Annotated in this window: 25 protein-coding genes; 23 read left to right on the plus strand and 2 right to left on the minus strand. The window is 39.1% G+C overall.

What is annotated here, in order from left to right; all coding sequences use genetic code 11:
* Positions 1-10: 10 nt before the first annotated feature.
* From I6N96_RS15910 to I6N96_RS15925, 4 genes are read left to right on the plus strand one after another with little or no spacing between them, the layout of a single operon-like run.
* Complete coding sequence (locus tag I6N96_RS15910) at positions 11-1,099, plus strand: ABC transporter ATP-binding protein (protein WP_209558554.1); 1,089 nt, start codon at positions 11-13, stop codon at positions 1,097-1,099.
* A gap of 10 nt (positions 1,100-1,109) precedes the next feature.
* Positions 1,110-1,919 carry an ABC transporter permease gene (locus I6N96_RS15915; RefSeq protein WP_209558555.1) on the plus strand — a complete coding sequence of 270 codons (810 nt, stop codon included), beginning with the start codon at positions 1,110-1,112 and terminating at the stop codon, positions 1,917-1,919.
* Positions 1,916-2,752: an ABC transporter permease gene (locus tag I6N96_RS15920; protein WP_209558556.1), complete on the plus strand. Its 837-nt coding sequence runs from the start codon at positions 1,916-1,918 to the stop codon at positions 2,750-2,752. The genes I6N96_RS15915 and I6N96_RS15920 overlap by 4 nt, the downstream gene beginning before the upstream one ends.
* Positions 2,749-3,822, plus strand: coding sequence for an ABC transporter substrate-binding protein (locus I6N96_RS15925; RefSeq protein WP_209558557.1), 1,074 nt, complete (start codon positions 2,749-2,751; stop codon positions 3,820-3,822). The genes I6N96_RS15920 and I6N96_RS15925 overlap by 4 nt, the downstream gene beginning before the upstream one ends.
* Before the next feature lie 316 nt (positions 3,823-4,138).
* Here the strand turns inward: I6N96_RS15925 and I6N96_RS15930 are convergent, their stop codons facing one another.
* Positions 4,139-4,939 (minus strand): MBL fold metallo-hydrolase, encoded by an 801-nt coding sequence (locus I6N96_RS15930; RefSeq protein ID WP_209558558.1) that lies wholly within the window; start codon positions 4,937-4,939, stop codon positions 4,139-4,141.
* Between the two features lie 337 nt (positions 4,940-5,276).
* Here I6N96_RS15930 and I6N96_RS15935 point away from each other — a divergent pair, with 337 nt between their 5' ends.
* Entirely contained in the window at positions 5,277-6,170 is an 894-nt protein-coding gene (locus tag I6N96_RS15935) for a MurR/RpiR family transcriptional regulator (protein ID WP_209558559.1), read from the plus strand.
* A 29-nt stretch (positions 6,171-6,199) separates the two neighbouring features.
* Here the strand turns inward: I6N96_RS15935 and I6N96_RS15940 are convergent, their stop codons facing one another.
* Complete coding sequence (locus I6N96_RS15940) at positions 6,200-6,793, minus strand: histidine phosphatase family protein (RefSeq protein ID WP_209558560.1); 594 nt, start codon at positions 6,791-6,793, stop codon at positions 6,200-6,202.
* A gap of 242 nt (positions 6,794-7,035) precedes the next feature.
* Here I6N96_RS15940 and I6N96_RS15945 point away from each other — a divergent pair, with 242 nt between their 5' ends.
* The 18 genes from I6N96_RS15945 (at position 7,036) to I6N96_RS16030 (ending at position 25,535) form a co-directional block, all read left to right on the plus strand.
* On the plus strand, positions 7,036-8,883 hold the full coding sequence (locus I6N96_RS15945; protein ID WP_209558561.1) for a beta-glucoside-specific PTS transporter subunit IIABC: 1,848 nt from the start codon (positions 7,036-7,038) through the stop codon (positions 8,881-8,883).
* A gap of 62 nt (positions 8,884-8,945) precedes the next feature.
* Positions 8,946-10,373: a 6-phospho-beta-glucosidase gene (locus I6N96_RS15950; RefSeq protein WP_209558562.1), complete on the plus strand. Its 1,428-nt coding sequence runs from the start codon at positions 8,946-8,948 to the stop codon at positions 10,371-10,373.
* Positions 10,374-10,479: 106 nt separating this feature from the next.
* On the plus strand, positions 10,480-11,079 hold the full coding sequence (locus I6N96_RS15955) for a histidine phosphatase family protein (RefSeq protein ID WP_209558563.1): 600 nt from the start codon (positions 10,480-10,482) through the stop codon (positions 11,077-11,079).
* A 105-nt stretch (positions 11,080-11,184) separates the two neighbouring features.
* Positions 11,185-12,039 (plus strand): DUF3737 family protein, encoded by an 855-nt coding sequence (locus tag I6N96_RS15960; RefSeq protein ID WP_209558564.1) that lies wholly within the window; start codon positions 11,185-11,187, stop codon positions 12,037-12,039.
* Positions 12,040-12,057: 18 nt separating this feature from the next.
* Entirely contained in the window at positions 12,058-13,233 is a 1,176-nt protein-coding gene (locus I6N96_RS15965) for a MalY/PatB family protein (protein ID WP_209558565.1), read from the plus strand.
* Positions 13,234-13,372: 139 nt separating this feature from the next.
* On the plus strand, positions 13,373-14,356 hold the full coding sequence (locus I6N96_RS15970) for an aldo/keto reductase (RefSeq protein ID WP_209558566.1): 984 nt from the start codon (positions 13,373-13,375) through the stop codon (positions 14,354-14,356).
* A gap of 274 nt (positions 14,357-14,630) precedes the next feature.
* Positions 14,631-15,488, plus strand: coding sequence for an aldo/keto reductase (locus I6N96_RS15975; protein WP_209558567.1), 858 nt, complete (start codon positions 14,631-14,633; stop codon positions 15,486-15,488).
* 312 nt (positions 15,489-15,800) lie between these two features.
* Positions 15,801-16,718 carry an ATP-binding cassette domain-containing protein gene (locus I6N96_RS15980; RefSeq protein ID WP_209558568.1) on the plus strand — a complete coding sequence of 306 codons (918 nt, stop codon included), beginning with the start codon at positions 15,801-15,803 and terminating at the stop codon, positions 16,716-16,718.
* A gap of 1 nt (position 16,719) precedes the next feature.
* Complete coding sequence (locus tag I6N96_RS15985; protein ID WP_209558569.1) at positions 16,720-17,478, plus strand: ABC transporter permease; 759 nt, start codon at positions 16,720-16,722, stop codon at positions 17,476-17,478.
* Between the two features lie 62 nt (positions 17,479-17,540).
* Positions 17,541-17,876, plus strand: coding sequence for a PadR family transcriptional regulator (locus I6N96_RS15990; RefSeq protein WP_209558570.1), 336 nt, complete (start codon positions 17,541-17,543; stop codon positions 17,874-17,876).
* Positions 17,866-18,222 (plus strand): DUF1048 domain-containing protein, encoded by a 357-nt coding sequence (locus I6N96_RS15995; RefSeq protein ID WP_209558571.1) that lies wholly within the window; start codon positions 17,866-17,868, stop codon positions 18,220-18,222. Before I6N96_RS15990 ends, I6N96_RS15995 begins: the two co-directional genes overlap by 11 nt.
* A gap of 487 nt (positions 18,223-18,709) precedes the next feature.
* Positions 18,710-19,492 (plus strand): SDR family NAD(P)-dependent oxidoreductase, encoded by a 783-nt coding sequence (locus I6N96_RS16000; RefSeq protein WP_209558572.1) that lies wholly within the window; start codon positions 18,710-18,712, stop codon positions 19,490-19,492.
* Positions 19,493-19,495: 3 nt separating this feature from the next.
* Entirely contained in the window at positions 19,496-20,647 is a 1,152-nt protein-coding gene (locus I6N96_RS16005) for a glycosyltransferase (RefSeq protein ID WP_209558573.1), read from the plus strand.
* Positions 20,640-21,272 (plus strand): hypothetical protein, encoded by a 633-nt coding sequence (locus I6N96_RS16010; RefSeq protein WP_209558574.1) that lies wholly within the window; start codon positions 20,640-20,642, stop codon positions 21,270-21,272. Before I6N96_RS16005 ends, I6N96_RS16010 begins: the two co-directional genes overlap by 8 nt.
* On the plus strand, positions 21,250-22,521 hold the full coding sequence (locus tag I6N96_RS16015) for a glycosyltransferase (protein ID WP_209558575.1): 1,272 nt from the start codon (positions 21,250-21,252) through the stop codon (positions 22,519-22,521). The genes I6N96_RS16010 and I6N96_RS16015 overlap by 23 nt, the downstream gene beginning before the upstream one ends.
* Positions 22,518-23,495 carry an NAD-dependent epimerase/dehydratase family protein gene (locus I6N96_RS16020; RefSeq protein ID WP_209558576.1) on the plus strand — a complete coding sequence of 326 codons (978 nt, stop codon included), beginning with the start codon at positions 22,518-22,520 and terminating at the stop codon, positions 23,493-23,495. Before I6N96_RS16015 ends, I6N96_RS16020 begins: the two co-directional genes overlap by 4 nt.
* On the plus strand, positions 23,470-24,270 hold the full coding sequence (locus tag I6N96_RS16025; RefSeq protein ID WP_209558577.1) for an MBL fold metallo-hydrolase: 801 nt from the start codon (positions 23,470-23,472) through the stop codon (positions 24,268-24,270). Before I6N96_RS16020 ends, I6N96_RS16025 begins: the two co-directional genes overlap by 26 nt.
* Positions 24,267-25,535, plus strand: a complete 1,269-nt coding sequence (locus I6N96_RS16030) for a F390 synthetase-related protein (RefSeq protein ID WP_209558578.1) — start codon at positions 24,267-24,269, stop codon at positions 25,533-25,535. Before I6N96_RS16025 ends, I6N96_RS16030 begins: the two co-directional genes overlap by 4 nt.
* Positions 25,536-25,544: the final 9 nt, after the last annotated feature.

The raw sequence follows: 25,544 nt of genomic DNA on the forward strand, positions 1-25,544 counted from the left end.
GAATGAAGAAGTGGGAAAGACAATTATTTCGTTTGAAGATGTTGTGAAGCAGTATGACGATGATGAGCTGGTATTGAAAAACGTCAGCTTTGAAATAGAAGAAGGAAAATTTTATACGCTGCTGGGACCTTCAGGCTGCGGCAAAACAACTATCTTAAGAATCTTAGCTGGTTTTACAGATGTCAGTGAAGGAGATGTTTATTTTGACGGTAGTCGAATCAATGATGTGCCGGCGAATAAGCGACCAGTAAATACAGTTTTTCAGGATTATGCCTTATTTCCTCATATGAATGTATTCGATAATGTTGCGTTTGGGCTGAAAATAAAAAAAATGCCAAAGCAGGAAATCGAGAAGAAGGTGATGGATGCACTGCGTATGGTACAGCTTCCCGGCTATGAAAAAAGAGAAATCAGTGAAATGTCCGGAGGTCAAAGACAGCGGGTGGCAATCGCTCGGGCAATCGTCAATGAGCCGAAGGTTCTATTGCTGGATGAGCCGTTATCGGCTCTAGATCTAAAGCTGCGTACTGCGATGCAATATGAACTGAGAGAGCTGCAGCAGCGATTAGGAATCACTTTTATTTTTGTTACCCATGATCAGGAAGAAGCGTTGGCGATGAGTGATGAGATATTTGTCATGAATAAAGGGGAAATCGTTCAAAGCGGAACACCTGTAGATATTTATGATGAGCCGATCAATCACTTTGTAGCTAATTTTGTTGGAGAAAGCAACATTGTTGCCGGTCGAATGATCGAAGATAATCTGGTTGAATTTGTCGGGAAACGATTTGAGTGTGTGGATGGCGGAATGCGTCCAAATGAAGCCGTTGAGGTTGTCTTACGTCCTGAGGACCTTACAATCACAACAAAGGATAAGGGGAAATTGATTGTAACTGTGGATACACAGCTTTTCCGTGGTGTCCATTACGAGATCGTTTGTCATGATGAGCATGAGAATGAATGGGTGGTTCATTCAACAAGAAAGGCGGTAGAAGGATCACAGGTCGGTTTGGTTTTTGAGCCGGAGGATATTCACGTGATGCGCTTCAATGAGTCTGAGGAAGACTTTGATGCTCGTCTGGAAAGCTATGAAGAGTAGGAGGTAAAAAATGAAAACAGTACGTCGAATCTATTCGGTTCCTTACGCTTTATGGCTGATGCTTTTTGTGATCGCCCCAGTTTTGATGATCGTCTATCAATCTTTTTTTGATATGAACGGGCAATTTACATTAATGAACTACCAAACATATTTTACATCAGGCACTTATTTGGCAATGACCTTCAACTCTGTTTGGTATGCGTTTTTGATCACACTTGTGACTTTGCTGATCAGCTATCCAACTGCTTATTTTCTGACAAGGCTGCAGCACAAGCAGCTATGGCTGATGTTGGTCATCTTGCCGACTTGGGTCAATCTTTTGCTAAAGGCTTACGCCTTCATCGGGATTTTCAGTATGCATGGAACAGTTAATCAGTTTTTGAACTTTATGGGGATTGGTTCACAGCAGATTCTGTTTACAGATTTCAGTTTTCTTTTTGTAGCGGCATACATAGAGCTGCCCTTCATGATCATGCCGATTTTCAATGCGTTGGAGGAAATGAATCCATCTTTGATCAGTGCTAGTCGAGATTTAGGTGCCAATAGTGCTGAGACATTTCGTCGAGTGATTTTTCCTCTGTCATTGAATGGAGTGAAAAGCGGTGTTCAAGCTGTCTTTATTCCGTCGTTGTCACTGTTCATGTTGACACGTCTGATTGGAGGGAATCGAGTGATCACTTTGGGAACTGCGATTGAACAGCATTTTCTAGTCACACAGAACTGGGGGATGGGCTCAACGATTGGTGTAGTATTGATTGTTGCGATGGTAGCGGTCATGATCTTAACAGGCGAGAAGAAAAAAGGAGGTAAGGTCAAATGATTAGAAAAAGATTCAAATGGTCGAATGTTTACCTTATCCTTGTATTTTTACTACTCTATGCACCAATTTTCTATTTGATTCTTTTTTCCTTTAATGATGGGGAAACGATGAACAAGTTTACCGGCTTTACATTGGCAAATTACTCAGCAGTGTTTGAGGACACACGCTTGCTGATCATCGTATTGAATACCTTTCTACTAGCCTTTTTATCGGCGTTGATTGCTACGATCATCGGAACCTTTGGGGCAATGGCAATTTATTACACAAAAGGCCGTCGCAGTCGGACAGCGTTACTAAGCTTCAATAATATATTATTGGTGTCGCCGGATGTTATCATCGGCGCCAGCTTTCTGATCTTTTTTACAGCAGTTGGTTTTATCAGCCTTGGTTTTACAAGTGTTCTGCTGTCCCATATTGCTTTCAGCATTCCAATCGTTGTTCTGATGGTTCTGCCGAAGCTGCAGGAGATGAACGATTCTATGGTGGACGCAGCGAGGGATCTCGGCGCTAGTAATTTTCAGGTGTTGAAAAATATCGTGCTGCCGTATCTGTCTCCGGGAATCATTGCCGGCTACTTTATGGCTTTTACGTATTCACTGGATGATTTCGCTGTAACATTCTTTGTGACAGGTAATGGCTTTACCACTCTTTCTGTTGAAATCTATTCTCGAGCAAGACAGGGGATCAGCTTGGAAATCAATGCGTTAAGTGCGCTGGTCTTTCTATTCTCAATGATTCTTGTGATCGGCTATTACTTTATCAGTAAGGACAACACATCCAAACGTATGAAGAAGCTGCGCCGTGAACAAAGAGAGGTGGCGAAGCTATCATGAAAAAATTGAATTCGCTATTTCTCGGCATTCTCTTGATTATTCTGGTTCTATTTTTGGGTGTTGGTCAACTAGAGCGTGCCAGTGGTATGGCTGGGGCAGATACGTTGACAATCTATAACTGGGGAGACTACATCGATCCGCAGCTGATCAAAGAGTTTGAGAAAGAAACTGGCTACAAGGTCAATTATGAAACTTTTGATTCCAATGAGGCGATGTTCACAAAGATTCAACAGGGTGGTACGGCTTATGATATCACGATTCCATCTGAGTATATGATTCAAAAAATGATCAGTGAGGATATGCTCTTGAAAATCGATCAGTCGAAGCTGACAGGTCTGGAAAATATTGATGAACGATTTTTGAATCTGGATTTTGATCCCAACAATAATTACTCAATTCCCTATTTCTGGGGCACCTTGGGGATCATCTATAATGACAAGTTTATTGACGGAGAAAAAATTCAAGAATGGGATGATTTATGGCGTCCGGAGTTGAAAGATAATCTGATGCTGATCGATGGCGCTCGCGAGGTTATGGGCTTGTCATTGAACAGCCTCGGGTATTCTCTCAATAGTAAGAATGGAAAAGAGCTGGCAGAGGCTTCTGATAAGCTGAACAAGCTGACTGATAATGTTAAGGCAATTGTTGCCGATGAAATCAAGATGTACATGATCAACGAAGAAAGTGCTGTTGCAGTATCCTTTTCAGGAGAAGCCGCAGAAATGCTGGATGGCAATGAGCATTTACACTATGTGATTCCGTCTCAAGGCTCGAACTTATGGTTCGATAATATCGTTATTCCAAAAACGGCGAAGAACATTGATGGCGCATATGCATTTATCAACTTCATGCTGCGTCCGGAAATTGCAGCCCAAAATGCAGAATATATTGGGTACTCTACGCCGAACAAGAAAGCAGAAGCCTTATTGCCAAAGGAAATCTCTGAGGACGAACAATTTTATCCAGATGACGAAACGATTTCCCGCTTGGAAGTCTACGAAGACCTCGGCTCAGAATACTTGGAAATCTATAATGATCTGTTTTTGGAATTTAAGATGTATAGGAGGTAGGTGAAGACTCACTTAAAATGAGGTTCATTCAATAAAAAACTGAAAGCCACTATTTTAGCTTTCAGTTTTCTACAAAAAGCGACGAGTTTGTCGCTTTTTTTGCAATTTTTATTAGGAAAATCTGTTATAAATCAGATTTTGTAGTGACAAAGCTATATTGATTATAAAAGAAATCAAAACATTACTAGTGGCACTTTAAGGATGAATGAAAAGAAGTGCTGATTTATCAGTTTCCAATCAGTGTTTACTCACAGCGAACACTGATTAAAACCAGTTGAGGATAACGAATCAAAGCCTTCAGTTTCTCTCAGATTATTTATTTGTTTAGAGTAAATGCTTCGCCTGCTGCTAATACATGGATTCTATCTGGATTGATCACTTTACCGTAAAGATCATTCGGGTCACCATTAAAGACATTCATTGCTGGGGCATCAACTGTCCCCCAGTGGGATAGAATCAGTGCAGCATTAGGATAAGTATTCGCAAGTAAAACAGCATTATCAAATCCTATATGCCATTCATTATCAGAAAAATCGAAAAGGATTGCATCTGGTTCTGGCATCTCTAAATGACTCTGTAAAAGCTTTGAATCACTAGGCACCCAGAATGTACCATCCGGTGTTTCAATCCAAAATCCGCAATAGTCTTCACGTTTAAACTCACGGTCAAATTTTGTTGTTTCGTTTTGCCATAAATGGTTTGCAGGAGTTAATGTGATTTTGATTTGTCCATGATCAATCGTTTCATCAATATCATGTCCATGGGCGTTTCCACCAATTTTTTCTTTGAATAATTCGGCCACATATTTCGGGGCATGTATTGATTTCGTCATCGGAACAAGCCTTTTTAGTGTATCTAAACTAAAATGATCATTATCAGAATGAGTAATCAATATAGTATCTAAATGAGGGATTTCATCGGCTTTGATCGGCATGTCAATCAATAAAGGCAGATCAAATCCTTCAAGAACAGGATCAATCATCATGCAATACCCTCGGCTATTCAATAAAACACCGGAATTTCCTAGCCATCGAATGACAGTTCCATCGCTTTTTAAAAAGGCTTCAGAATCAAAAAGAACTGTTTGTGGTGGAATGGCTTGATTATATTTTGTCATTTAGAATACTCCTCTATTAAATTTTCCTGTTTTTTCTTGACTTGAAGTGCGCTGCACCATGTATTCTATTCCTGTAAGGGAAATCGTTATGAAACGGTTCTCAATTATTTAGATAGAATAGTTAGATTGTATTTTTGATAAGCGGCTACTTTCTCAAAATTATTATCAAAAAAAGGAATTGATAGCCCTCTGCCAAATACATAATGAAGCCAACACTGACTTTCTATCTAATCAAAAGACTGTTAGAATAATAAACACTAGTAAGTTTTTGATTGGAAAGATGAGGTAGCTATGACTATTTCAAAAATTTCTGATCTCATGAAAGGAGTGTTGCTGGATGTATTTATTTCAACGTATTGAAGAAGCCGCTTTTAAGCAAAATGATGCACGACGGACGATTGGAGAATTTATTCTGGAACATAGAGATCAGCTTCAAGAGCTGAGTATGGAAGAAATTGCACAACAAACGTACACGTCAAAGCCGACATTAGTGAGATTTGCTAAATACTTTGATTATTCCGGATGGATGGAGTTCATGTATGCGTTTACTCATGAAGTTGCCTACCATGATGAAAATGCTTATGCAGATGTAGACCCCAATTTCCCTTTTTCTGAGAAAGACAATTCCTTGGAGATGATCGAGAGTTTAGTAAATCTGAAGGTTCAAAGTATCAAAGACACAGTTTCATTATTAGCTTTAGATGATCTGAACAAAGCTGCTGAAATTATTAAAAATTCTGAAAATACAGTTATTTATGGAACAAGTCCAAATTATTATTATGGTGAGCTGTTTAAAAGAAACTTATTGACTATTAACAAAAAAGCGTTTATGTCAAAATCCGGTGAGAGCGGAATAATCTCGCATACACTAACGTCAAATGACTGCGCAGTGATTATCTCTTACTCCGGGAATACTCCGGATGAAAATCCAGTCAATAATGTGAAAATACTAAGAAAAAACAACGTGCCGATCATTAGTATAACGAGTGGTGGAAAAAATTACCTTCGTGACCATTCAAATGTAGTTCTAAATATTTCCAGCAAAGAGAAGCTGTACTCAAAAATTTCAAACTATGCAACACAGGAATCTATTCTGTTTATTCTCGAAGTGCTGTATTCAAAAATTTTCGCACTAGATTATGAAGAGAATAAGAATAGAAAGATCAGCAACTCAAAATTGTTGGAATCGAAGCGGACATCAAATTTTAAAGACCTGGCTGAAAAATTCTAGAAAAGCACCGATTCGGTGCTTTTTTCTGTTTATAAAATGGAAGTCATCGTTGAAGGGTCAAGGATGTCTAAGAGTAAAAAAGTATTATCATAATAGTCAAAAGAAAATATAGCACAGTTAGGAAAATGAATCGGAATTTCTTTTTTTGGATCATTCCAGATTTTTCTCAGGAAATAAAAACAAGCACCATTATGAGATACTGCTAGAACCTGTTGATGGTCCGGTGTGTTCATTACCTTTGTCAATGCTTCAACCATTCTTCCCTCAACATCCTGTGCACATTCTCCTCCGAACTGGGTATAGAAAGTTTCGAAATAGTCGGGTCCTTTTGGCTGCAGACTCGTTTGCTCACCCTCGTATAAACCAAAATTCATCTCTTTTATTTCTTTTAGTCGAGTGTAAGGTTTTCCGTTTGTGATGATTTCTAAGGTATCTGATGCACGTTCCTGTGTTGATGTGTAGAAATGGTCAAAATCAATTTGTTTCTCCTTAAAATAATCTCTCACTTGTTCTGCCTGCTGAATCCCTTTGGCAGTTAGCGGTGAATCACACGCACCTTGAACTTTTCCTAATTTGTTAAAAAGTGTTTCACCATGACGAACTAGGTATAGTTTTTTTCTCATTGTTTTCCCTCCTTACAATCAAGTATACGACTTAACCTTTACTTGAGGTCAAGCATATAAAGAAAATGTGAAATGAATTTCATAAACTTGTGCTGTTTTAGAAAAAAATATGAAATGCGTTTCGACAATGCGCCAAACTATTGGAAACGCTATCTCAGAATGGTAGAGTGCGTATATAAACAGGATTTGAATAACCGGTTAGCTCAAAAATTACTATCTTGTTCCATTGAAAGGAGAATACCATGAGTAAGAAATACGAAGGATTGGCTCATGACATTGTTGAAAAGCTAGGTGGCAAAGAAAATATTATGGAGGGCTATCACTGCCAAACTCGTCTGCGGTTTAAAGTGGCTGATGAATCCAAAATCGATGCGAAAGGGTTGGAAACCTTAGACGGTGTCACAAAATATATCGTTAATGCTGGAGTACATCAGGTCGTTATTGGCACACATGTAAAAGAGGTGTTTGAAGAAATCGAGAAGAATATTGATGTCGATCCTTCAAAAGAAGTAGCAACTGAAAAAAAGGGCATTCTCACATCGATTATTGAATTTGTAGCAGGTACATTTCAACCAGTGATTCCGGCCTTGTCTGGAGCTGGAATGGTCAAAGCGGTTTTAGCTTTATTGGTTGTCTTCCAAGTCATCTCAACAGATTCTCAGACGTATTATTTATTGAACATGTTCGCCGATGGTGTGTTCTTCTTCCTACCGGTGATTTTAGCTTTTACAGAAGCTCAGAAGCTGAGGTGTAACCCGATTCTTGCGGCTTCTGTTGCAGCGATTATGATGCACCCAAATTGGGGAGCCTTAGTCACAGCAGGAGATCCAGTGCAATTCTTTGATATTGTTCCATTTACTCTAGCAACTTATACAGGATCAGTGATTCCGATTCTCTTGGTAATCTTTGTACAATCTTATGTAGAAAAATTCTTAAATCGAGTCATCCCTAAATCTGTAGAACTTGTATTTGTTCCGATGTTGACCTTCTTGGTTATGGGAACGTTGGCCTTCTCAGTGTTGGGACCAATCGGAAGTATTATTGGCGGTTATCTTGCAGCGTTCTTTACATTCTTAAGTGTTAATGCAAGCTGGGTTCCGGCTGTTCTAATTGGTGGCTTCTTACCGATCATGGTAATGTTCGGATTGCATAATGGGGTAGCTCCACTGGGTGTTATGCAGATGGCCGAGCTTGGCTATGATAGTATTTTCGGTCCGGGTTGTGTATGCTCAAATATTGCTCAAGCGACAGCTTCTGCAGTGGTGGCATTTAGAACTAAAGACAAAAAATTGCGTCAGGTAGCAACTTCAGGTTCAATTACTGCTTATATGGGTATTACAGAGCCAGCATTATATGGAGTCAATCTGCCGAAAAAATACCCGCTGGTTTCTGCCATGATTGGTGGAGGTTTAGGCGGTTTATACGCTGGATTGACCAACACTCACCGATTTGCAACGGGTTCATCAGGGCTTCCTGCAATTTTGCTTTATATTGGCGATGACACGATGCGATTCTTTTGGAATATTGTCATTGCACTAATAATCTCAGCAGTATCAACGGCTATATTGACCTATATTTTGAGCTTCAGATTCGAAAAAGATGAGATCATTCCTGAAATGAAGGAAGTTATTTTAGAAGACACACTAGTCATCAGTCCTATCAAAGGGAAGGTTATTCCATTGAGTGAGGTTCATGATGAAGCATTCGCATCAGAGGCACTTGGAAAAGGCTTTGCGATCGATCCGACAGAAGGGAAAGTAGTAGCACCCTTTGATGGAAAAGTGGTCGCAGTTTTTCCGACGAAGCATGCGATTGGATTGGTTTCTGAAACAGGTATAGAAATTCTGATTCATGTAGGACTAAACACAGTGGAGCTGAAGGGTCAGTATTTTGATACCTTGGTTGAAGCGGGGCAAACGATAAAAAGAGGACAAGTCCTGTTAAACTTTGATATCGAAAAAATTCAAGCGGCCGGCTATGAAACACAAGTTCCAATCGTTGTAACAAATACGCCACAATATTCTTCGATTGAAACAATAGCCACTGGTCAAACAGACTGTAATGAGGATATTTTAGCAGTTAAAGTGTAAATACGATTCTCTAGCTTTTGCGGAAGAAGTAAATTAGAGAAGATTTCTAAGGAGATGAACATATGACTTTGGACAAAAACTTTTTATGGGGTGGCGCAACGGCTGCCAATCAGACAGAGGGCGGTGTTCTCGAAGGCGGAAGAAAGTTGGCGAATATTGATGTACTACCGTTTGGCGAAGATAGAAAGAAAGTTGCTTCAGGAGATTTGGAAATGATGGAATGGAAGCAGGGCTACTATTATCCGGCGAAAGAGGCAATAGATATGTACCATCATTATATGGAAGATATCCAGTTGCTAGCCGAAATGGGATTCAAAGTATATCGAATGTCCCTCTCATGGTCTAGAATTTTTCCCAATGGAGATGACAAAGAGGCTAATGAAGAAGGTCTGAAATTTTATGAAGATATTTTCAATGAATTGAAAAGGCATGGCATTCAGCCTCTTGTAACTATTACTCATTTCGATGTTCCTATTCACCTTGTCAAAGAATACGGTGGTTGGAGAAATCGTAAGCTGATCGATTTTTATACACAATACGCAGAAACAGTTCTACGTCGATACCAAGGGCTTGTAAAGTATTGGTTAACAATCAATGAAATCAATATTTTATTGCACCAGCCATTTGTTGGTGGTGGTATTGTCTTTAAAGAAGGCGAAAATAAAGAGGAAATCAAGTATCAGGCAGCGCATCATCAGTTACTTGCGAGCGCACTTGCAACGAAGATTGCACATGACATTGATCCGGAAAATAAAGTTGGCTGTATGCTAGCTGGTGGTAGCCACTATCCTTATACTTGCCGTCCGGAAGATTATCAAGAGGCAATCAAACGTGATCGTGAAGGCTACTTCTTTATTGATGTACAGGCTCGCGGAAAGTACCCGAATTATGCATTGAAGAAGTTTGAACGAGAAGAGCTCACCATTCAAATGGAACCGGAGGACAAAGAAATATTGGCGGCCTCACCGGTCGATTTTGTAACATTTTCTTACTACTGTTCAAGAACGGTTAGTGCTCATCCGGAGGATTATGAGCAAGCAACAGGAAATCTATTTGCCTCAATTAAAAACAAGAATTTGCCATCGACTGAATGGGGCTGGCAAATTGATCCACTTGGATTACGAAATTCATTAAACCAGTTATATGATCGTTATCAAAAGCCCTTATTTATTGTTGAAAATGGTTTGGGAGCGATTGACATACCGGATGAAAATGGCTACGTAGAAGATGACTATCGAATTGACTACTTGAAAAAACATATTCAAGCGTTTAAAGATGCTGTTGAAATTGATGGCGTAGAGTTACTTGGATATACGACATGGGGCTGCATTGATTTGATAGCTGCAAGCACTGGTCAAATGAGTAAGCGTTATGGCTTTGTATATGTTGATCGTGATGATGAAGGAAATGGCACGTTGAAACGCTCAAAGAAAAAATCTTTCAATTGGTACAAGCAAGTGATTGCTTCTAATGGAGAACTTCTTGATTAGAATTTATGCAGCAAGTATAGACAATGTACTTAATTGATTTTTCAACAAAAAGAATGGCTATGTCCATTCTTTTTGTTGTATTCATTAAAAGTAGGAGGAATATTACTTGGAAAAAACACTGTATTTGGTTCGGCATGGACAAACATTATTTAATGTTCAAGAAAAAATTCAAGGATGGTGTGATTCCCCGTTGACTCAACAGGGAATCGATCAAGCAAAAACAGCAAAGAAGTATTTTCAAGCAAGATCGGTTGAATTTGATCAATGCTTTACATCAACATCGGAGCGAGCAATCGATACCTTAGAGTATATTACTGATCGTCCTTATATTCGCTTAAAAGGGCTGAAAGAATGGAATTTTGGTTGTTTGGAAGGAGAAAGTGCAGTTGTTACTCCACCATTGCCATTCAGAGATTTTTTTGTAGCGTATGGAGGAGAGTCAGAAGAGACGTTTCAAAAGCGAACAGCGAAAACTTGTGAAGAGCTGCTTCAAAATAAAGGAAAAACATTTCTGGCAGTTACCCATGGTGCATTTTGCGCTAGATTCAGAGCTTATTGGAATGAATCCAGTATTCCAGAGTTGAGGCTGGTAAATTCGAAACAAACGATAGGCAATTGTTGTATCTTTAAATACAGATATAGTCAATCGACCTTTCGCTTAGTCGAAATTGTATCTCACAAGCAACAAAAAACCTTTTTATCTTGAGGAAAGACTAGCTGAAAAAAGAATACTTGCAAAATTGAGTAGAGTATCTTGACTTAGAGTTGAGTTTAAGGAGTACGATGGATATAAATGAGGGGTGGAAATAGAATGGAAAAATTTAATCAACAGTTATTTACCGGTGAGAGAGCGCTATTTAAAGCCAATCAATTAGAGATCAGTCATTCGGTCTTTGCCGACGGTGAATCACCATTAAAGGAAAGCGCCAATCTAAAATTGGACTATGATATTTTTAGATGGAAATACCCATTATGGTATTCGGACCATATTATAGCTGATAAAATTACTTTCGTTGATACGGCAAGGTCTGGTATCTGGTATACAAATGACATTACGATAACAAACAGTTTGATCCAAGCTCCGAAGACATTTAGAAGAAGCTCAAAGATTACGCTGGTGGATGTAGAACTACCCAATGCTGAAGAAACCTTGTGGAATTGTAAAGAAATAAGAATGGAGAATATTACTGTAAAGGGTGATTATTTTGGCATGAACAGTGAAGATATTGATATCAAAAATCTTACTCTTTCCGGGAACTACGCGTTTGACGGAGCTAGGGATGTCTATGTTACGGATGCCAGAATTATTTCAAAGGATGCCTTTTGGAATTGTGAGAATGTGACAATTGAAGATTCAACTATCGTTGGCGAATATTTTGGCTGGAATTCAAAAAGTGTGACATTGATCAATTGTACGATTGAGAGCAATCAAGGCTTTTGTTATATGAAGCATTTAAAAATGGTTGACTGTATATTGATAAATACTAATTTAGCATTTGAGTATTCTACTGTTGATATTAAGATCAATAGTAGAGTTGACAGCATTAAAAATCCATTATTGGGCTTGATAGAAGCAGACGAAATAAAGGAAATGATCTTTGATGATCCAGAGATTCAAAGTGAAAATACTGTGATAAACTTAAAAAAAATAAAAGAGGTCATATGATTAGAGGTGGTGTATAGTGTGAGCTACAATTTTGATGAACGATTAGATAGAAGAAATTCGAACGGCTATAAGTGGCAAGTAGGAGATGATGAGCTGCCGATGTGGGTCGCAGACATGGATTTTCGCGTAGCACCGGAAATTATCCAGACACTTGAGAAACGGATTGCTCAGGATGCATTTGGCTATAATATTGTATCTGAGGATTTTCAAGCAAGTATAGTAGACTGGTGGCAAAAAAGACATCAGTTCAAGATGAAGCAGGATTGGATTCTTTTTTGTACAGGAGTTGTTCCCGCCATTTCCTCTATTGTTAGAAAAATGACCCGACCAAATGAAAATATTGTAATATTGACACCTGTATACAACATTTTCTTTAACTCGATCATTAATAATGAGCGAAGGGTCTTGCCTTCCGAAATGAATTATCAAAATAATCGTTATGAAGTAAATTTTGTTGACTTGGAAGAAAAGTTAGCTAGAGCTGAAACAACAATGCTCATTTTTTGTAATCCACATAACCCGATTGGGAAGGTATGGGATCTGGAAACGTTAATACTCATAGGAGAGATGTGTATCAAATATGGGGTTTTATTACTTAGCGATGAAATACATTGTGACCTCACTCATGACTTAACAACGTATATTCCTTTTGCTTCTGTATCTGAAAAAATCGCTCAGAATACAATTACCTGTATTTCTGCTACAAAAGCGTTTAACCTCGCTGGCATACAAACATCTGCAATCATTGTTCCAGATCCTGAGCTGAGAAAAAGAGTTGAACGGGGAATTAATACAGATGAAGTTGCAGAACCTAATAGTTTTGCAATCCAAGCAACTGTTTCTGCTTTCAGCAATGGTGAAGGTTGGCTTGAAGAGTTGAATCTCTACTTAAAGAACAATAGAAATTTTTTAGAAAATTTTATTCAAAAAGATTTAAGCGAAATTGTTGTTGTTCATTCTGAAGCCACATATTTGGCTTGGTTGGATTGTAGCTCTATCACAAATAATACGAAGGTCTTGTGCCAATTCATTCGGGAAAAGACCGGCTTGTATCTTTCAGAAGGAGATCTATTTGGGGGAAACGGTCATCAATTTGTCAGGTTGAACTATGCTTGTCCTCTGTCTTTGCTGAAGGATGGTCTACAACGCTTAAAAAAAGGAATTCATATGTATGCTGAGGCAAAAGGAGATTGAAAAAAACTTAGGGTAATAGGAAGTTAGTGTGTATCCAAGCAATTGATTTATATTGTTTATTGAGAACAGAAAGGTTGATTGACACAGTTCAATAAGCTCTAAAGAAGTACTTAAATAATAAGCAAGGGATTGAAATAGAATGAAGCAACGTAAACTAGGCAAAACGGGATTATTGACATCTGAAATCGGCTTTGGCTGTATGGGCTTAAATCATCATAGGGGATTGGCAAAGGACCCAAAAGAAATGATCAAGGTTGTTCATTCAGCTATTGATGCAGGAATTACTATGTTTGATACAGCTGAGGTTTATGACCCCTTCACAAATGAAGAATTAGTAGGTAAGGCTTTAGATGGGAGGAGAGAAAACGTTCAATTAGCGACTAAAGGCGGATTTAAAATCGATGGCTTGAAGAATGAGGTAGATAGTAGTCCTGAAATAATCAGAGCTTCTGTAGAGGGCTCGTTGAAACGATTGAAAACTGAGTATATTGATTTGTACTATATTCATCGCGTGGATCCTAAAATTCCTATTGAGGAAGTAGCACAAACGATTCAAGGGCTAAAAAAGGAAGGTAAGATCTTGAATTGGGGCTTATCAGAAGCTGGGGCAGAAACGATTCGAAGAGCACACACAGTTGAACCGTTGACCGCAGTTGAAAGTGAATATTCCATTTGGTGGCGCGAAGCAGAAAAAGAAGTTTTTCCGGTACTTGAGGAACTAGAAATTGGATTAGTAGCCTACAGTCCTTTAGGAAGAGGTTATTTAACAGGAACATTGGATCGAAATACTGATTTTAGTGAAAATGATAACCGTGGTAAATTGCCGAGGTTTACCAAGGAAGCAATGGAAGCAAATCAAGTGCTGCTTGACTTTATGGGGGAAATTGCAGTGGAAAAAGAGGCTACGCTTGCACAATTGGCGCTTGCATGGGTTTTAGATCAACGTCCATGGATTGTTCCAATTCCTGGTACGACAAGAGAATCGAGAGTTTTAGAAAATATTGACTCAACAAAAATTGAATTCTCTCCAGATGAAAGAAGGATGATTTCAGAAGCCTTGAATCAGATAAACATTGTTGGTGGTCGATATCCTGAGGCTGAACAAAAACGTGTTGGAAACTAGATTTTCAATAAATAGCTTTTACGAATATTCGGGAAAAAATTTTATAATCTATTTTAGCTGTGAACTGCCAGCAATCCTATTTGTGTGGCCGAAAAGAAACTGAATAGGGCTTTGAACTTCCTCAGAAAAGTCAAAAAAATTATTATCGAACCAAGAATCAAATTGGATGAATGAAACGTATGATTTGAAATAGCGTTTACGCACATGTTAGCTAATTAATAAGGAAATCGTCATCAATTATTATGCGATTAATATTTGAAAGGAGAATATACAAATGATTTTACAAGAAAATTATACATTAAATAATGATATCAAAATTCCTAAAGTAGGATTTGGTACATGGATGATCGATGATGAAGCAGTTGCTCAAGCTGTCAAGGAGGCATTGGAAATCGGCTATCGTCATATTGATACTGCACAGGCGTATGGGAATGAACGTGGGGTTGGAGAAGCCATTCGATCATCTGAACTTGAAAGATCAGAAATCTTTTTGACCAGTAAAATAGCCGCTGAACACAAAACCTATGAATCAGCTGCGCAATCAATTGATGAGTCCTTGGAAAAATTAGGATTGGATGTCATTGATTTGATGATCATTCACGCACCACAGCCGTGGCATGAATTCAGAGAAGCAGATTATGATAGCGGAAATGTTACAGTATGGCATGCTTTAGAAGACGCATATAAAGCAGGAAAAGTTCGAGCAATCGGACTTTCAAACTTCAATCAGCATGATATAGAAAATATTTTGCAACATGCTACGATAAAACCAGCAGTCAATCAGATTTTAGCACATATTTCAAATACACCTTTCGAGTTGATTGAGTATTGCAAGGAAAATGATATCTTGGTCGAGGCTTATTCACCCATGGGGCACGGAGAGCTACTAAAAAATCAGGAAATAAAGAAGATAGCGGAGAAATATCAAGTCAGCATTCCTCAGTTAGCGATTCGTTATTGTTTAGAGCTTGGACTACTACCGTTACCAAAATCAGCTAACAAAGCCCACATTCAAACTAACGGAGAGTTGGATTTTAAGATTTCAAAAGAAGATGTTGATACCTTGAGTGCTATTGATGTTATTGAGAACTATGGGGAATCTAGCGGTTTTCCGGTTTACAATAAAAAATAGCGGCTTTCACAACACTATTTTAGTATTATTTCTCCTATGAAATACTTTGGCGTGTCTTTCATTATCTGGCTTAGATTCTAGCTATCAGTAACAATGAAAACTTGAAGTAAAAGTAGAACATATGAGGTAAGAATTTTTCCGTCGCATAATCGATTTTAAGGGGTCTGGTGCTAGCGTGTCAGATCCTTTTTGTATGTTATGGAAAGAGGTTGGGGTCAACTACTTAGCGAAACAAAGTAGTTGATTTTCTCGGTACTTCGTATTATTATATAGTGGTACTAGATAATACTAAGTAGAGAGAAGTGAAATCGAATGAATTATGCAGTGGAAGTCAATCATTTAGAGAAATCATTTGCTGATTTTTCAGTGATCAAAGATGTTAGTTTCAGTGTCCCTTTTGGAAAGGTCTTTGCTTTATTAGGAACAAATGGCGCTGGTAAGACGACTATCATTAGAATGTTGACGACTTTATTGAAAGCAGATAGCGGACAAATCAAAGTTGCCGGATACGATAGTACAAATGAGAGCAAGGAAGTACGCAATGCGATCAGTCTAACCGGACAAACTGCATCTGTAGATGAAATACTGACAGGAAGAGAAAATCTGATACTGATTGGAAACTTACGGCATCAAAATGAAGCACAAAAGATTCAGGAGCTATTAGAACGGTTTGATTTGATCGATGCAGCAGACCGTCCAGTCCAAACTTATTCAGGCGGGATGAAGCGAAAACTCGATTTGGCTATGAGCTTATTGGGGAATCCCAAAATCCTTTTTCTGGATGAACCCACAACGGGATTAGACCCTCAGGCAAGAGCAACAATGTGGCAAGTCATTCAAGAAATAAAAGCAACTGGTGTAACCATTTTTTTGACGACTCAATATTTGGAAGAAGCGGATCAACTAGCAGATCAAGTAGCTATCTTGAATCATGGAAAAATAGCTGTTCAGGGAAGTCTGGCTGAGGTGAAGACGCACCTGCCTCAAGGACAGTTGGAATTGACATTTTTGCATAAAGAAGACTTGCAAAAGGCACTGACGCTGATCGGCGGTGTGGCAAATGAAGAAGCATTGACGCTGACAGTCGTCACTGATAATCAAGTAGCAGAAACTACTAAGCTATTGAATGAGCTGCAGCAGGCACAAATTATTATCAGTCAGTTTGAGCAGAAGCAGCCAACATTAAATGATGTATTTTTTGATATCATCGAAAAAGAAAGAGGGAAGTAACATGACAATCTTACAAGATTCATGGTTTTTGACTGGGAGAATGATGAAGCATATGACCCGAAGTGTTGATACGATTATTTCGGTTGTTGTGATGCCAATCATGGTCATGCTGGCATTTGTTTACATTTTTGGTGGCGCAATGTCCATCCCACAAGAATCGTATAAAGGATTCATTTTGCCGGCAATCTTATTGTTTACAATTGCCAGTGGTGTTGGCTATACAGCTTTTCGATTAAATGATGATGTAAAGAATGGTGTCTTTGATCGATTTAATTCAATGCCAATTTCGAGAGTGGCGGTATTGAATGGTCATGTGTTCACAAGTGTGCTATTCAATTTCATTTCAACAATCTTTGTTTTGCTAGTGGGTATCTTGATTGGATTTCGTCCTCAAGCTGATTTGTTGGAATGGTTAGCAGTGATCGTCCTGATTTTACTGACAAATTATGCCTTATCCTGGATTGCTGTATTTTTCGGTTTGATTGCTAAAAGCAATGAGTCAGCCAGTGTTTTTTCCTACCTGTTATTAGGCTTACTATTCATCAGCTCAGGATTTGTACCTACAGAAACATTACCAAAGGTATTACGTGGATTCGCAGATCACCAGCCAATGACCTCGATTATTAATAGCTTGCGAATGCTTTTGACTGATGGCACATTTTCTCAAGAGTTTATCATAGCGCTAATCTGGTTAATAGGGATCACAGTGATTTTTCAATATTTAGCTCTACGCTTTTACTACAAAAAAATGCTTAAATGATTGATTTAGAACGAGTTTCTTGAGAGAATTGGTAAAACAGCGAAGAAAGGTGATTAATCAACGTGGACGGTATTACAGAAATGCTCAAAGGTGTTTTGGAGGGCATGATTTTAGAAATCATCGATCAGAAGGAAACCTATGGCTATGAAATAACGAAGAACTTACAGAGCTATGGGTTTGATGATATTGCAGAAGGAACGGTTTATACGATTTTACTAAGACTGGAAAAGAAAGGGCTTGTTGATGTGACTAAAAAGAAATCAAGTGTTGGCCCATTAAGAAAATTTTATACATTAAATGAGGAAGGTCGAACGGAGCTTGTACTTTTTTGGAAGCGTTGGGCATTTGTTTCACAGCAAATTGAAAAATTAAAGGAGACCAAACGAAATGAATCTTAACTTTATGGACTATTTCAAACAAGTCAAAATAGATAAAAAGAAATACAGAGAAAAAATGGAAGAAATGAAGCAACTGCCGAAGGACTACCAAGTCGTTTATGATGAAATTCAAAAATTTGTTTGGCAATTTTCAGCAGGAGATGGAATGGACATGTTGAATGCTCTGTATAATTTAATTGAGTTCTTTGAAGAAGGAGCAGAAAACAATGTTCCTGCTTTAGAGCTGGTTGGAAATGATGTCGGAGAATTCGCGGAAACCATGTTACGAGAAGTGCAGGCAAAAACGCAGATGAATGAATTGAAGAGAAAAGTCAACGAGCGGGTGAAAAGACGACTTGCTGAATAGAAGACCCTGATTTAGAATCGGAAAATAGGTGTTTGATTTTCAGAAAGGATAGCTTTCTTTCCGCGGTTTATTCGAATTTATGTGCAATACGAGTCTGGGAATTTGCTTATGTCCTAGACTCGTTTTTTTATACTCTAATCTGGAGAGAAACGGTAAACACTCAACGAGTTCTCTCTAGCTATCTTGCTTTTTTTGTTAGTTTCTCTGACGATTCCTGCATTTAGAGTCTCTTAACATTATTTCACTCAAAAACACATGTTAGCTTGAAAACTGATCAGAGTTTGAAAAGCGGATGGGGATGTAGTAAGTAAAATTACGACCATGATAGGAAGGAGGAAGTCTGTTCTACTGAAATTGACACTCGCTCACAAGTTAAGCGAGTACAATCCATTTTTCTCATTGAATGCTTCAGTATTTTTATAATATTGTGCTTCACTGAAAATATTGAGATAATGGGAACTACTTAATGACTGGAGGGAGAGAAGGCATGGGTAAAAAAGTTTTGATTACCGGAGCGACTTCAGGAATCGGTCGTTCGCTGGCGTATACCTTGGCAGAGGAAGGCTACGAGTTGTATATCGTTGGTCGATCCGATGAAAAATTGGCGGAACTAAAAGCAGACTTGGAGTCTCGCTATACTCAGACTTGTGTCTGCTATCGTGTCGATTTTAGTAGGAGTGAAGAAGTTAGATCCTTCCTTGCTCAAAAGCTTCAAGTCGACATCCTGATTCATTGTGCAGGGATCGGTAAAGTTGGGGATTTCAAGACCATCTCTGTTGAGGAAGAGCAAGAGATACTACAGGTAAATATCAATGCTTCTGTGTTGTTATTGAAATCTTTTGCGCAGCGTTTTGTGGCGCAAGGACATGGAACGATTATCGTGGTATGCTCAACAGCAGCGTTTTATCCCCATCCTTTTATGAATACCTATGCTTCATCCAAAGCCTTCCTTCATCACTATAGTTTGGGTCTTGGAGAAGAGGTCAGAAGGTACAGCAAACAAGTCAAAGTAATTGCTGTGTCTCCTGGGCCAACAAGGACGTCCTTTTTTAACCCGCAGACGAAGACAAAGATGGTGCAAAGTCAGACAGAAACTAAATTTGAGATGAGTGCCGAGCAGGTTGGGGAAAGTATTGCCAAAGCGCTTTATTCCAACCGCTCTTCTGTAACAATCGGTAGAAGGAATCAGCTGATGACTCTATTCCTTAAGTGTCTACCACTTAAATTACGAATCAGATTAGTTGGCAATTATATTGCTAAAGGAGTGTGAAGAATGACTCAGCTGTTTTTTTGTGTCCTATCTCTGACCGGTCTGTTGTTCTTTTTACGACTAAGGTTAGCTGTGTTGAACATTAAAAGCAAACGAAATATAGAAAGAAAAGTGATCGATGAAGCGAGCTATACGATTATTCAGCCTATTCTTTCAGGTGATCCAAGGCTGAAACAAGATCTTGAAAAAAATCTAGCAAGGACGAAAACTATGCGCTTTATCTGGTTGGTGGATAAAAGTGATGCAATTGCTCAAGCCGTGACTGCTGAAATTTTGGAAGAACCCTCTTATCATGAACGAACGATTTGCCTATTGTTAGAAGATGTACCGGAAAAAATCAATCCTAAAAGCTTTAAATTATTGCAAGGAATAGAAAAAATCCAAACAGAGTATGCCATTATTTTAGATGATGATAGTGTGATTGATTTTCAGAGATTCGATGAGATGACAAGCTGCGAACAACGATCCGATGAATTTTTGGTGACAGGTATACCCTATAACCATGGACAAACAGGGTTCTGGTCGCAATTGGTTGCAAGCTTCGTGAATAGCAATTCTTTACTGACCTATTTCCCGATGGCTCATGTGAAGGAAACAAATACGGTCAATGGGATGTTTTATATTGTAAAAACAGAAATATTAAGAAAATACCATGTGTTTGAGCGTATCCAAGAGGAGCTGTGTGATGATCTGGCTATTGCTGACTATTTGTCTGAACGAGGGGTTCAGCTGATTCAAAGTAGTATTCCCTGTAATGTTCGAACGACGATAAAAGAGCCGATGCAATATCTGCGCTTGATGAAACGCTGGCTTTTATTTGCAACGATCTATATGAAACGGCATTATTCGCTTAGGCTGTTCTTTCTAGTCGTACTGCCAAGTATCTTGCCAATCATCTTATTGATATGGGGGCTTTGGCTAGGCGTTGTACCAACATTGTTAGTGGTTGGCGGATTAGGTGCTAAGGCAATTATTTTGAAGAGCTGTCGAAATCGAATTTTTGCGATTCGTGAGAATCGTTCAGTCATTCTTTATGAAGTTTTGAATGATTTTTTATTGCCGGTATTATATTTATATACGTTAGTCACTCCGCCAGTGATTTTATGGAGAAATAAAAAAATCAGAGTATCAGATGGGAAGATTCGCTATGAGTGATTTTCAACAATACTTGAGTAAATTGCAGTGTTTAGATGAGCGAGAGACGATGGCAACGAGAAAGAAAGTTGTTCTTTTTATCAGTGGCAGCAGTCACTTCGATCATGCAGAGCTTTCTGAACATCAGCAGTCGTTTTTCTCATGGAGTTTGGGAGAGTCTTCGGATTGGCTGGCAATGAATTTTCCTTATAATTATGGATTTGCCAGCGATCAGCCGGTATTTCCATCTTTGTTGAAAGCCAGCTGGAGGAATTGTCTCTACTTTTTTCATACTTGCTGGAATAAAGACTTCCAAAGGGAATTGATTCGTCACCTAACACCTATTTTCCAGTGTGAGGAAGTGATGGTCATTTCACAAAGCTCAGGGCTGAATATGCTGACAGCTGTTTTACCAAAGCTTAATTGTCAATATAAGAAGCTTAAGATCATAGCACTAGGTCCTGTATCCTTGAAAAAAATCAATAGGGAAAAATATGATTGCACAGTAATCAAAGGAAAAAGAGATCTCTATTCGAGACTGCTTGATCGGCATTCGCCGGATCATCTCGTGACAAGTACTCATTTTGATTATTTGATGAGTTCGGAAGTGAGGGAAATCGTCAATGGCTACATCCAAAAAAATTAAGATCGATGTTGTTAGTGTGCCGTTTAGTGGGCATATTTATCCATTGCTGGAGGTGATGGCGCCACTTCTTAAAAGCAATCAGTACAGTATTCGTTTTATTACAGGAGTTCAAAAGATAGAAACGGTGGAACAGTTAGGCTTCGGCAGTGTTTCTTTGTTTCCTGACGCACCAACGATCATGGAGGACATTGCCAACACAGAAGAGCAGGCAAAGCTGAGGGAGATGTATCAGCAGCTCAAGCAAAATGTTACGTTGATCCCAAAAGCTGTCGAACAGATAGAGGAAGCGTTGCGTGATAATCAGACAGATATCGTGATTGCCGATTTCATTTCAGTTCCAGCTGGAATCGTCTGTGAGCGGTTAGATATTCCATGGATAACGACTATCCCGACACCATTTGCATTAGAAACAAAGGATGGTACGCCAAGTTATCTAGGCGGTTGGCGGAAGAAAGCTGGTTTTTTGTATCGTATGAGAGATATGATAGGAAGAAAGCTGGTTCGCGTAGCTAAACGAGGGTTCTTCTTTCTAATTCGTAAGGAAGCTGCAGCCTTAGGTGTCACACTATACAATGCTCGTCAAGAAGAAGCGATCTACTCGCCGTATAGTATTTTAGGAATGGGAATGATGGAACTGGAATTTCCCAGAACCTTTCCAGAACAGTTTCGATGGATCGGGCCCTGCTGTCATTCTGCGGAGACAGAAGTGTTGATCATTCCAGAAAAAGCAGCGTTTCGTCAAACGATTTTAGTAACCTTGGGTACCCACCTTCTGTGGGGGAAAGAAGCCATGCGACAGCAGCTTTTAGAGATAGCCGTTTATTTTCCGGAATATCTATTTGTTTTTTCATTAGGTGACAGTCAAAAATCAGAGGAACACCAAAAAATAGCAAAAAATGTCTACCAGTACGGTTATGTTCCTTATTCTAGCAATATGGCTCAGTTCGATTATGTGATCCATCATGGGGGAGCCGGCATCCTATATAACTGTATCAAGTACCAAAAGCCGGCATTGATTTTACCCCATGACTATGATCAATTCGATTATGCAGTCAGAGCAGAACAAGTAGGGATTGCAGTAACAACGAAGAAGAAAAGTACGAAGCAGCTCATCAAAAAGCTTAACGAGTTAGTACAAAAGCAGGAATGGCCTGAGCTAGTTCGCTTGAATAAACAGTTTTTTGACTATGAGCCATCCAAAGCGATGGACGAGGAAATTCAACGACTAATAAAGAGGATAAAAAAATGAAAATATTAGTAACTGGAGCTACAGGATTTTTAGGAAAGTATGTTGTGGAGGAGCTTAAAGAAGCCGGCTATGAAGTCACTGCATTTGGCAGAAATCAGTTGATTGGCGAACAATTGGCTGGTGACGCGGTTACCTTTATTCAGGGGGATTTTACTAAGCTGTCGGATATTCTTACTGCCTCTAAAGGAATGGATGCAGTCGTGCATGCCGGTGCACTGTCAACTGTTTGGGGAAAATGGGAAGATTTTTATCAGACAAATGTCATTGGGACTGAAAATGTCCTTGAAGCGTGTGAAACAAATCAAATCAAGCGTTTAGTCTTCATCTCGTCACCTAGTATTTATGCTGCTGCGAAAGATCAGCTGCAGGTTAAAGAAGCAGAGGCTCCAAAGACCAATGAGTTAAATTTTTATATCAAAAGTAAGCTACTGGCAGAGCAGCGGATTCATGAAAAAAAGCAGATAGATAGTGTGATCCTTCGACCAAGAGGCTTGTTTGGTGTTGGTGATACAAGCATTATTCCGCGTCTGATAAAGGTAAATAAAAAAATCGGTATTCCTCTTTTTGACGGAGGACAGCAGTTGGTGGATGTGACCTGTGTAGAAAATGTTGCATTGGCGATTCGTTTAAGCCTGGAAAGTGAGAAAGCGATTGGGGAAACCTATAATATAACGAATGATGAGCCGGCGCCATTTAAAGATATATTGGATCAGCTTCATCAGGAGATCGGTGTACCGGTAAGATACCTATCCTTAAGCTATTCGTTGATGTATGGCGTCGCAAGTACTTTGGAGAAGATTTACACCGTGTTCCGGATAACGAAAGAACCTCTCTTTACGAAATACACACTCTATTTATTGAAGTACAGTCAAACCTTATCAATAGAGAAAGCAAAAAATGAACTGAACTATCAGCCAAAAATGACAATCACTGAGGGAATAAAAAACTATGCAGAACATTATAGAAACCATTGAGTATTATTCTTGCGGCTATTGCACCAACAATCAGGCGATGCTGTTTAAGAAGGATAAGAAGAAAGAGCTTCATTTTCCAGCGGGGGTTTTTCTAATTAAGCACCGCAGTCATGGCTATATCTTATACGATACTGGATATACGACTGATTTATATAAAAGAAAATGGCTTTACCAGTTGTATAATCGACTGAACCCAACCGTTATTAAACGTGAAGAAATGATCGATAAGCAGCTGGAACGTTCTGGTATACGACCAGAGGACATCCGGACAGTCATTCTATCTCATCTTCACCCAGATCATATTGGCGGCAGCAGTCAGTTTCCCAATGCCCGTTTTCTGATTTCAGAGGACTGTTATCAAGTATACAAAAAGAAGCCTTTCAAAGCATTGATTTTCAATGAGTTTTTACCAGCTGATTTTGATAAGCGAATCGAGATTATTCAACCAACAAAGAAGCATCCTGCTTTTTCTTATAAAGAAACCTATGATTTGTTTGGTGATGGCAGTCTTTTGTTATCTTCATTTGATGGGCATGCCAAGGGACAGCTGTGCATGTACTTTTCTGAACGGTCTCTTTTTGTAGCAGCGGATATTTGTTGGGGAATCGATTTGTTAGAGAAAACTGAGCGGCTGCGCCGTATTCCGGCAATGATCCAAGACAATATGACCGCCTATAGATCAAGTATCAAAAGTCTAAAAGCGATCCTTGCTGACGGCAATCAGGCGGTTGTCAGCCATGACCCTGAGAAAAGAATCCGGGAGGTGTTGGGATGAAAAAGAGCTTGTTAATATCAACCTTTATGAAGGTACGTTGGCTGCAAAAATGGACAACAAGAGAACAACTGGAAAAATATCAAAACAAGAAAGTAGCCAAACAACTCTTGTATATGCAAAAGCATTCTCCTTTTTATGCTAACCATGCCGGGGAAGCACTGCCGTTGATGGATAAAGAGAAAATGATGCGTTATTTTGATGAACTGAATACAGTCGGTATAAAAAAGGAACAGGCCTTTGATATAGCGTTAAAAGGTGAACGAACCAGAAACTTTCAAGAGGGGTATCAGGATATTTCTGTCGGATTGTCTTCTGGTACTTCTGGCAATCGCGGTATTTTTTTTACAAGTGAGAAGGAACAGGCAATTTGGGCAGGAACGATATTGGCAAAAATGCTGCCTAAAAAACAGCTGTTGAATCATAAACTGGCATTCTTTTTACGTGCGGATAATCAGCTCTATCAGACGATCGATTCTCAAGCGATCCAGCTAGCTTATTTTGATATGTACCAACCATTTGAAGGTCACATTGACCGATTGAATCACTATCAGCCAACGATATTGATTGCGCCGCCTTCAGTGCTGCTTCGTTTGGCTCAGGAGGTAAAGGCACAACGCTTGAAGATTCAGCCGCAAAGAGTGATCTCAATTGCAGAAATTCTGGAAGCACGAGACAGCGACTATTTGAAGCAATGCTTTAAGGTGCCGGTGATTCATCAGATTTACCAATGCACTGAAGGCTTTTTAGGATATACATGCGAACACGGCACCTTGCATTTGAATGAGGATATCGTCAAATTTGAAAAAGAGTATTTGGATGAGCGCCGTTTTTATCCGATCATCACAGATTTTACACGAACCTCTCAGCCAATGCTCCGTTACCGTTTGAATGATATTTTAGTAGAAGCGGATCAGCCTTGTTCGTGCGGCTCTGTCTTTGAAGCAATCGAAAAAATCGAAGGACGGGAAGATGATATCTTTGTTTTTAAAGGGATAGAGCAAGAGACAGTTGCTGTTTATCCGGATTTTATTCGTCGCTGTTTGTTATTTGTCTCAGAGGTAAGGGAGTATCAGGTGCAACAGGTTGCTGTCGATCGGCTAGTCATTAAGGCCGATGACCTGTCAAAAGAAGTACAAGAGAAGATCAACCAAGAGTTTGTCCGTTTAGCAGCAGATCAGAAATTTGAGCTGCCTGACCTTATTTTTCAGCCGTACGAACAGGAGCAAGAGAAAAAAATGAAAAGAATTCAACGTTGTGTTGAGTAGGGGAGAAAA

This window comes from Enterococcus larvae, assembly GCF_017830045.1.
GTDB lineage: Bacteria > Bacillota > Bacilli > Lactobacillales > Enterococcaceae > Enterococcus_L > Enterococcus_L larvae.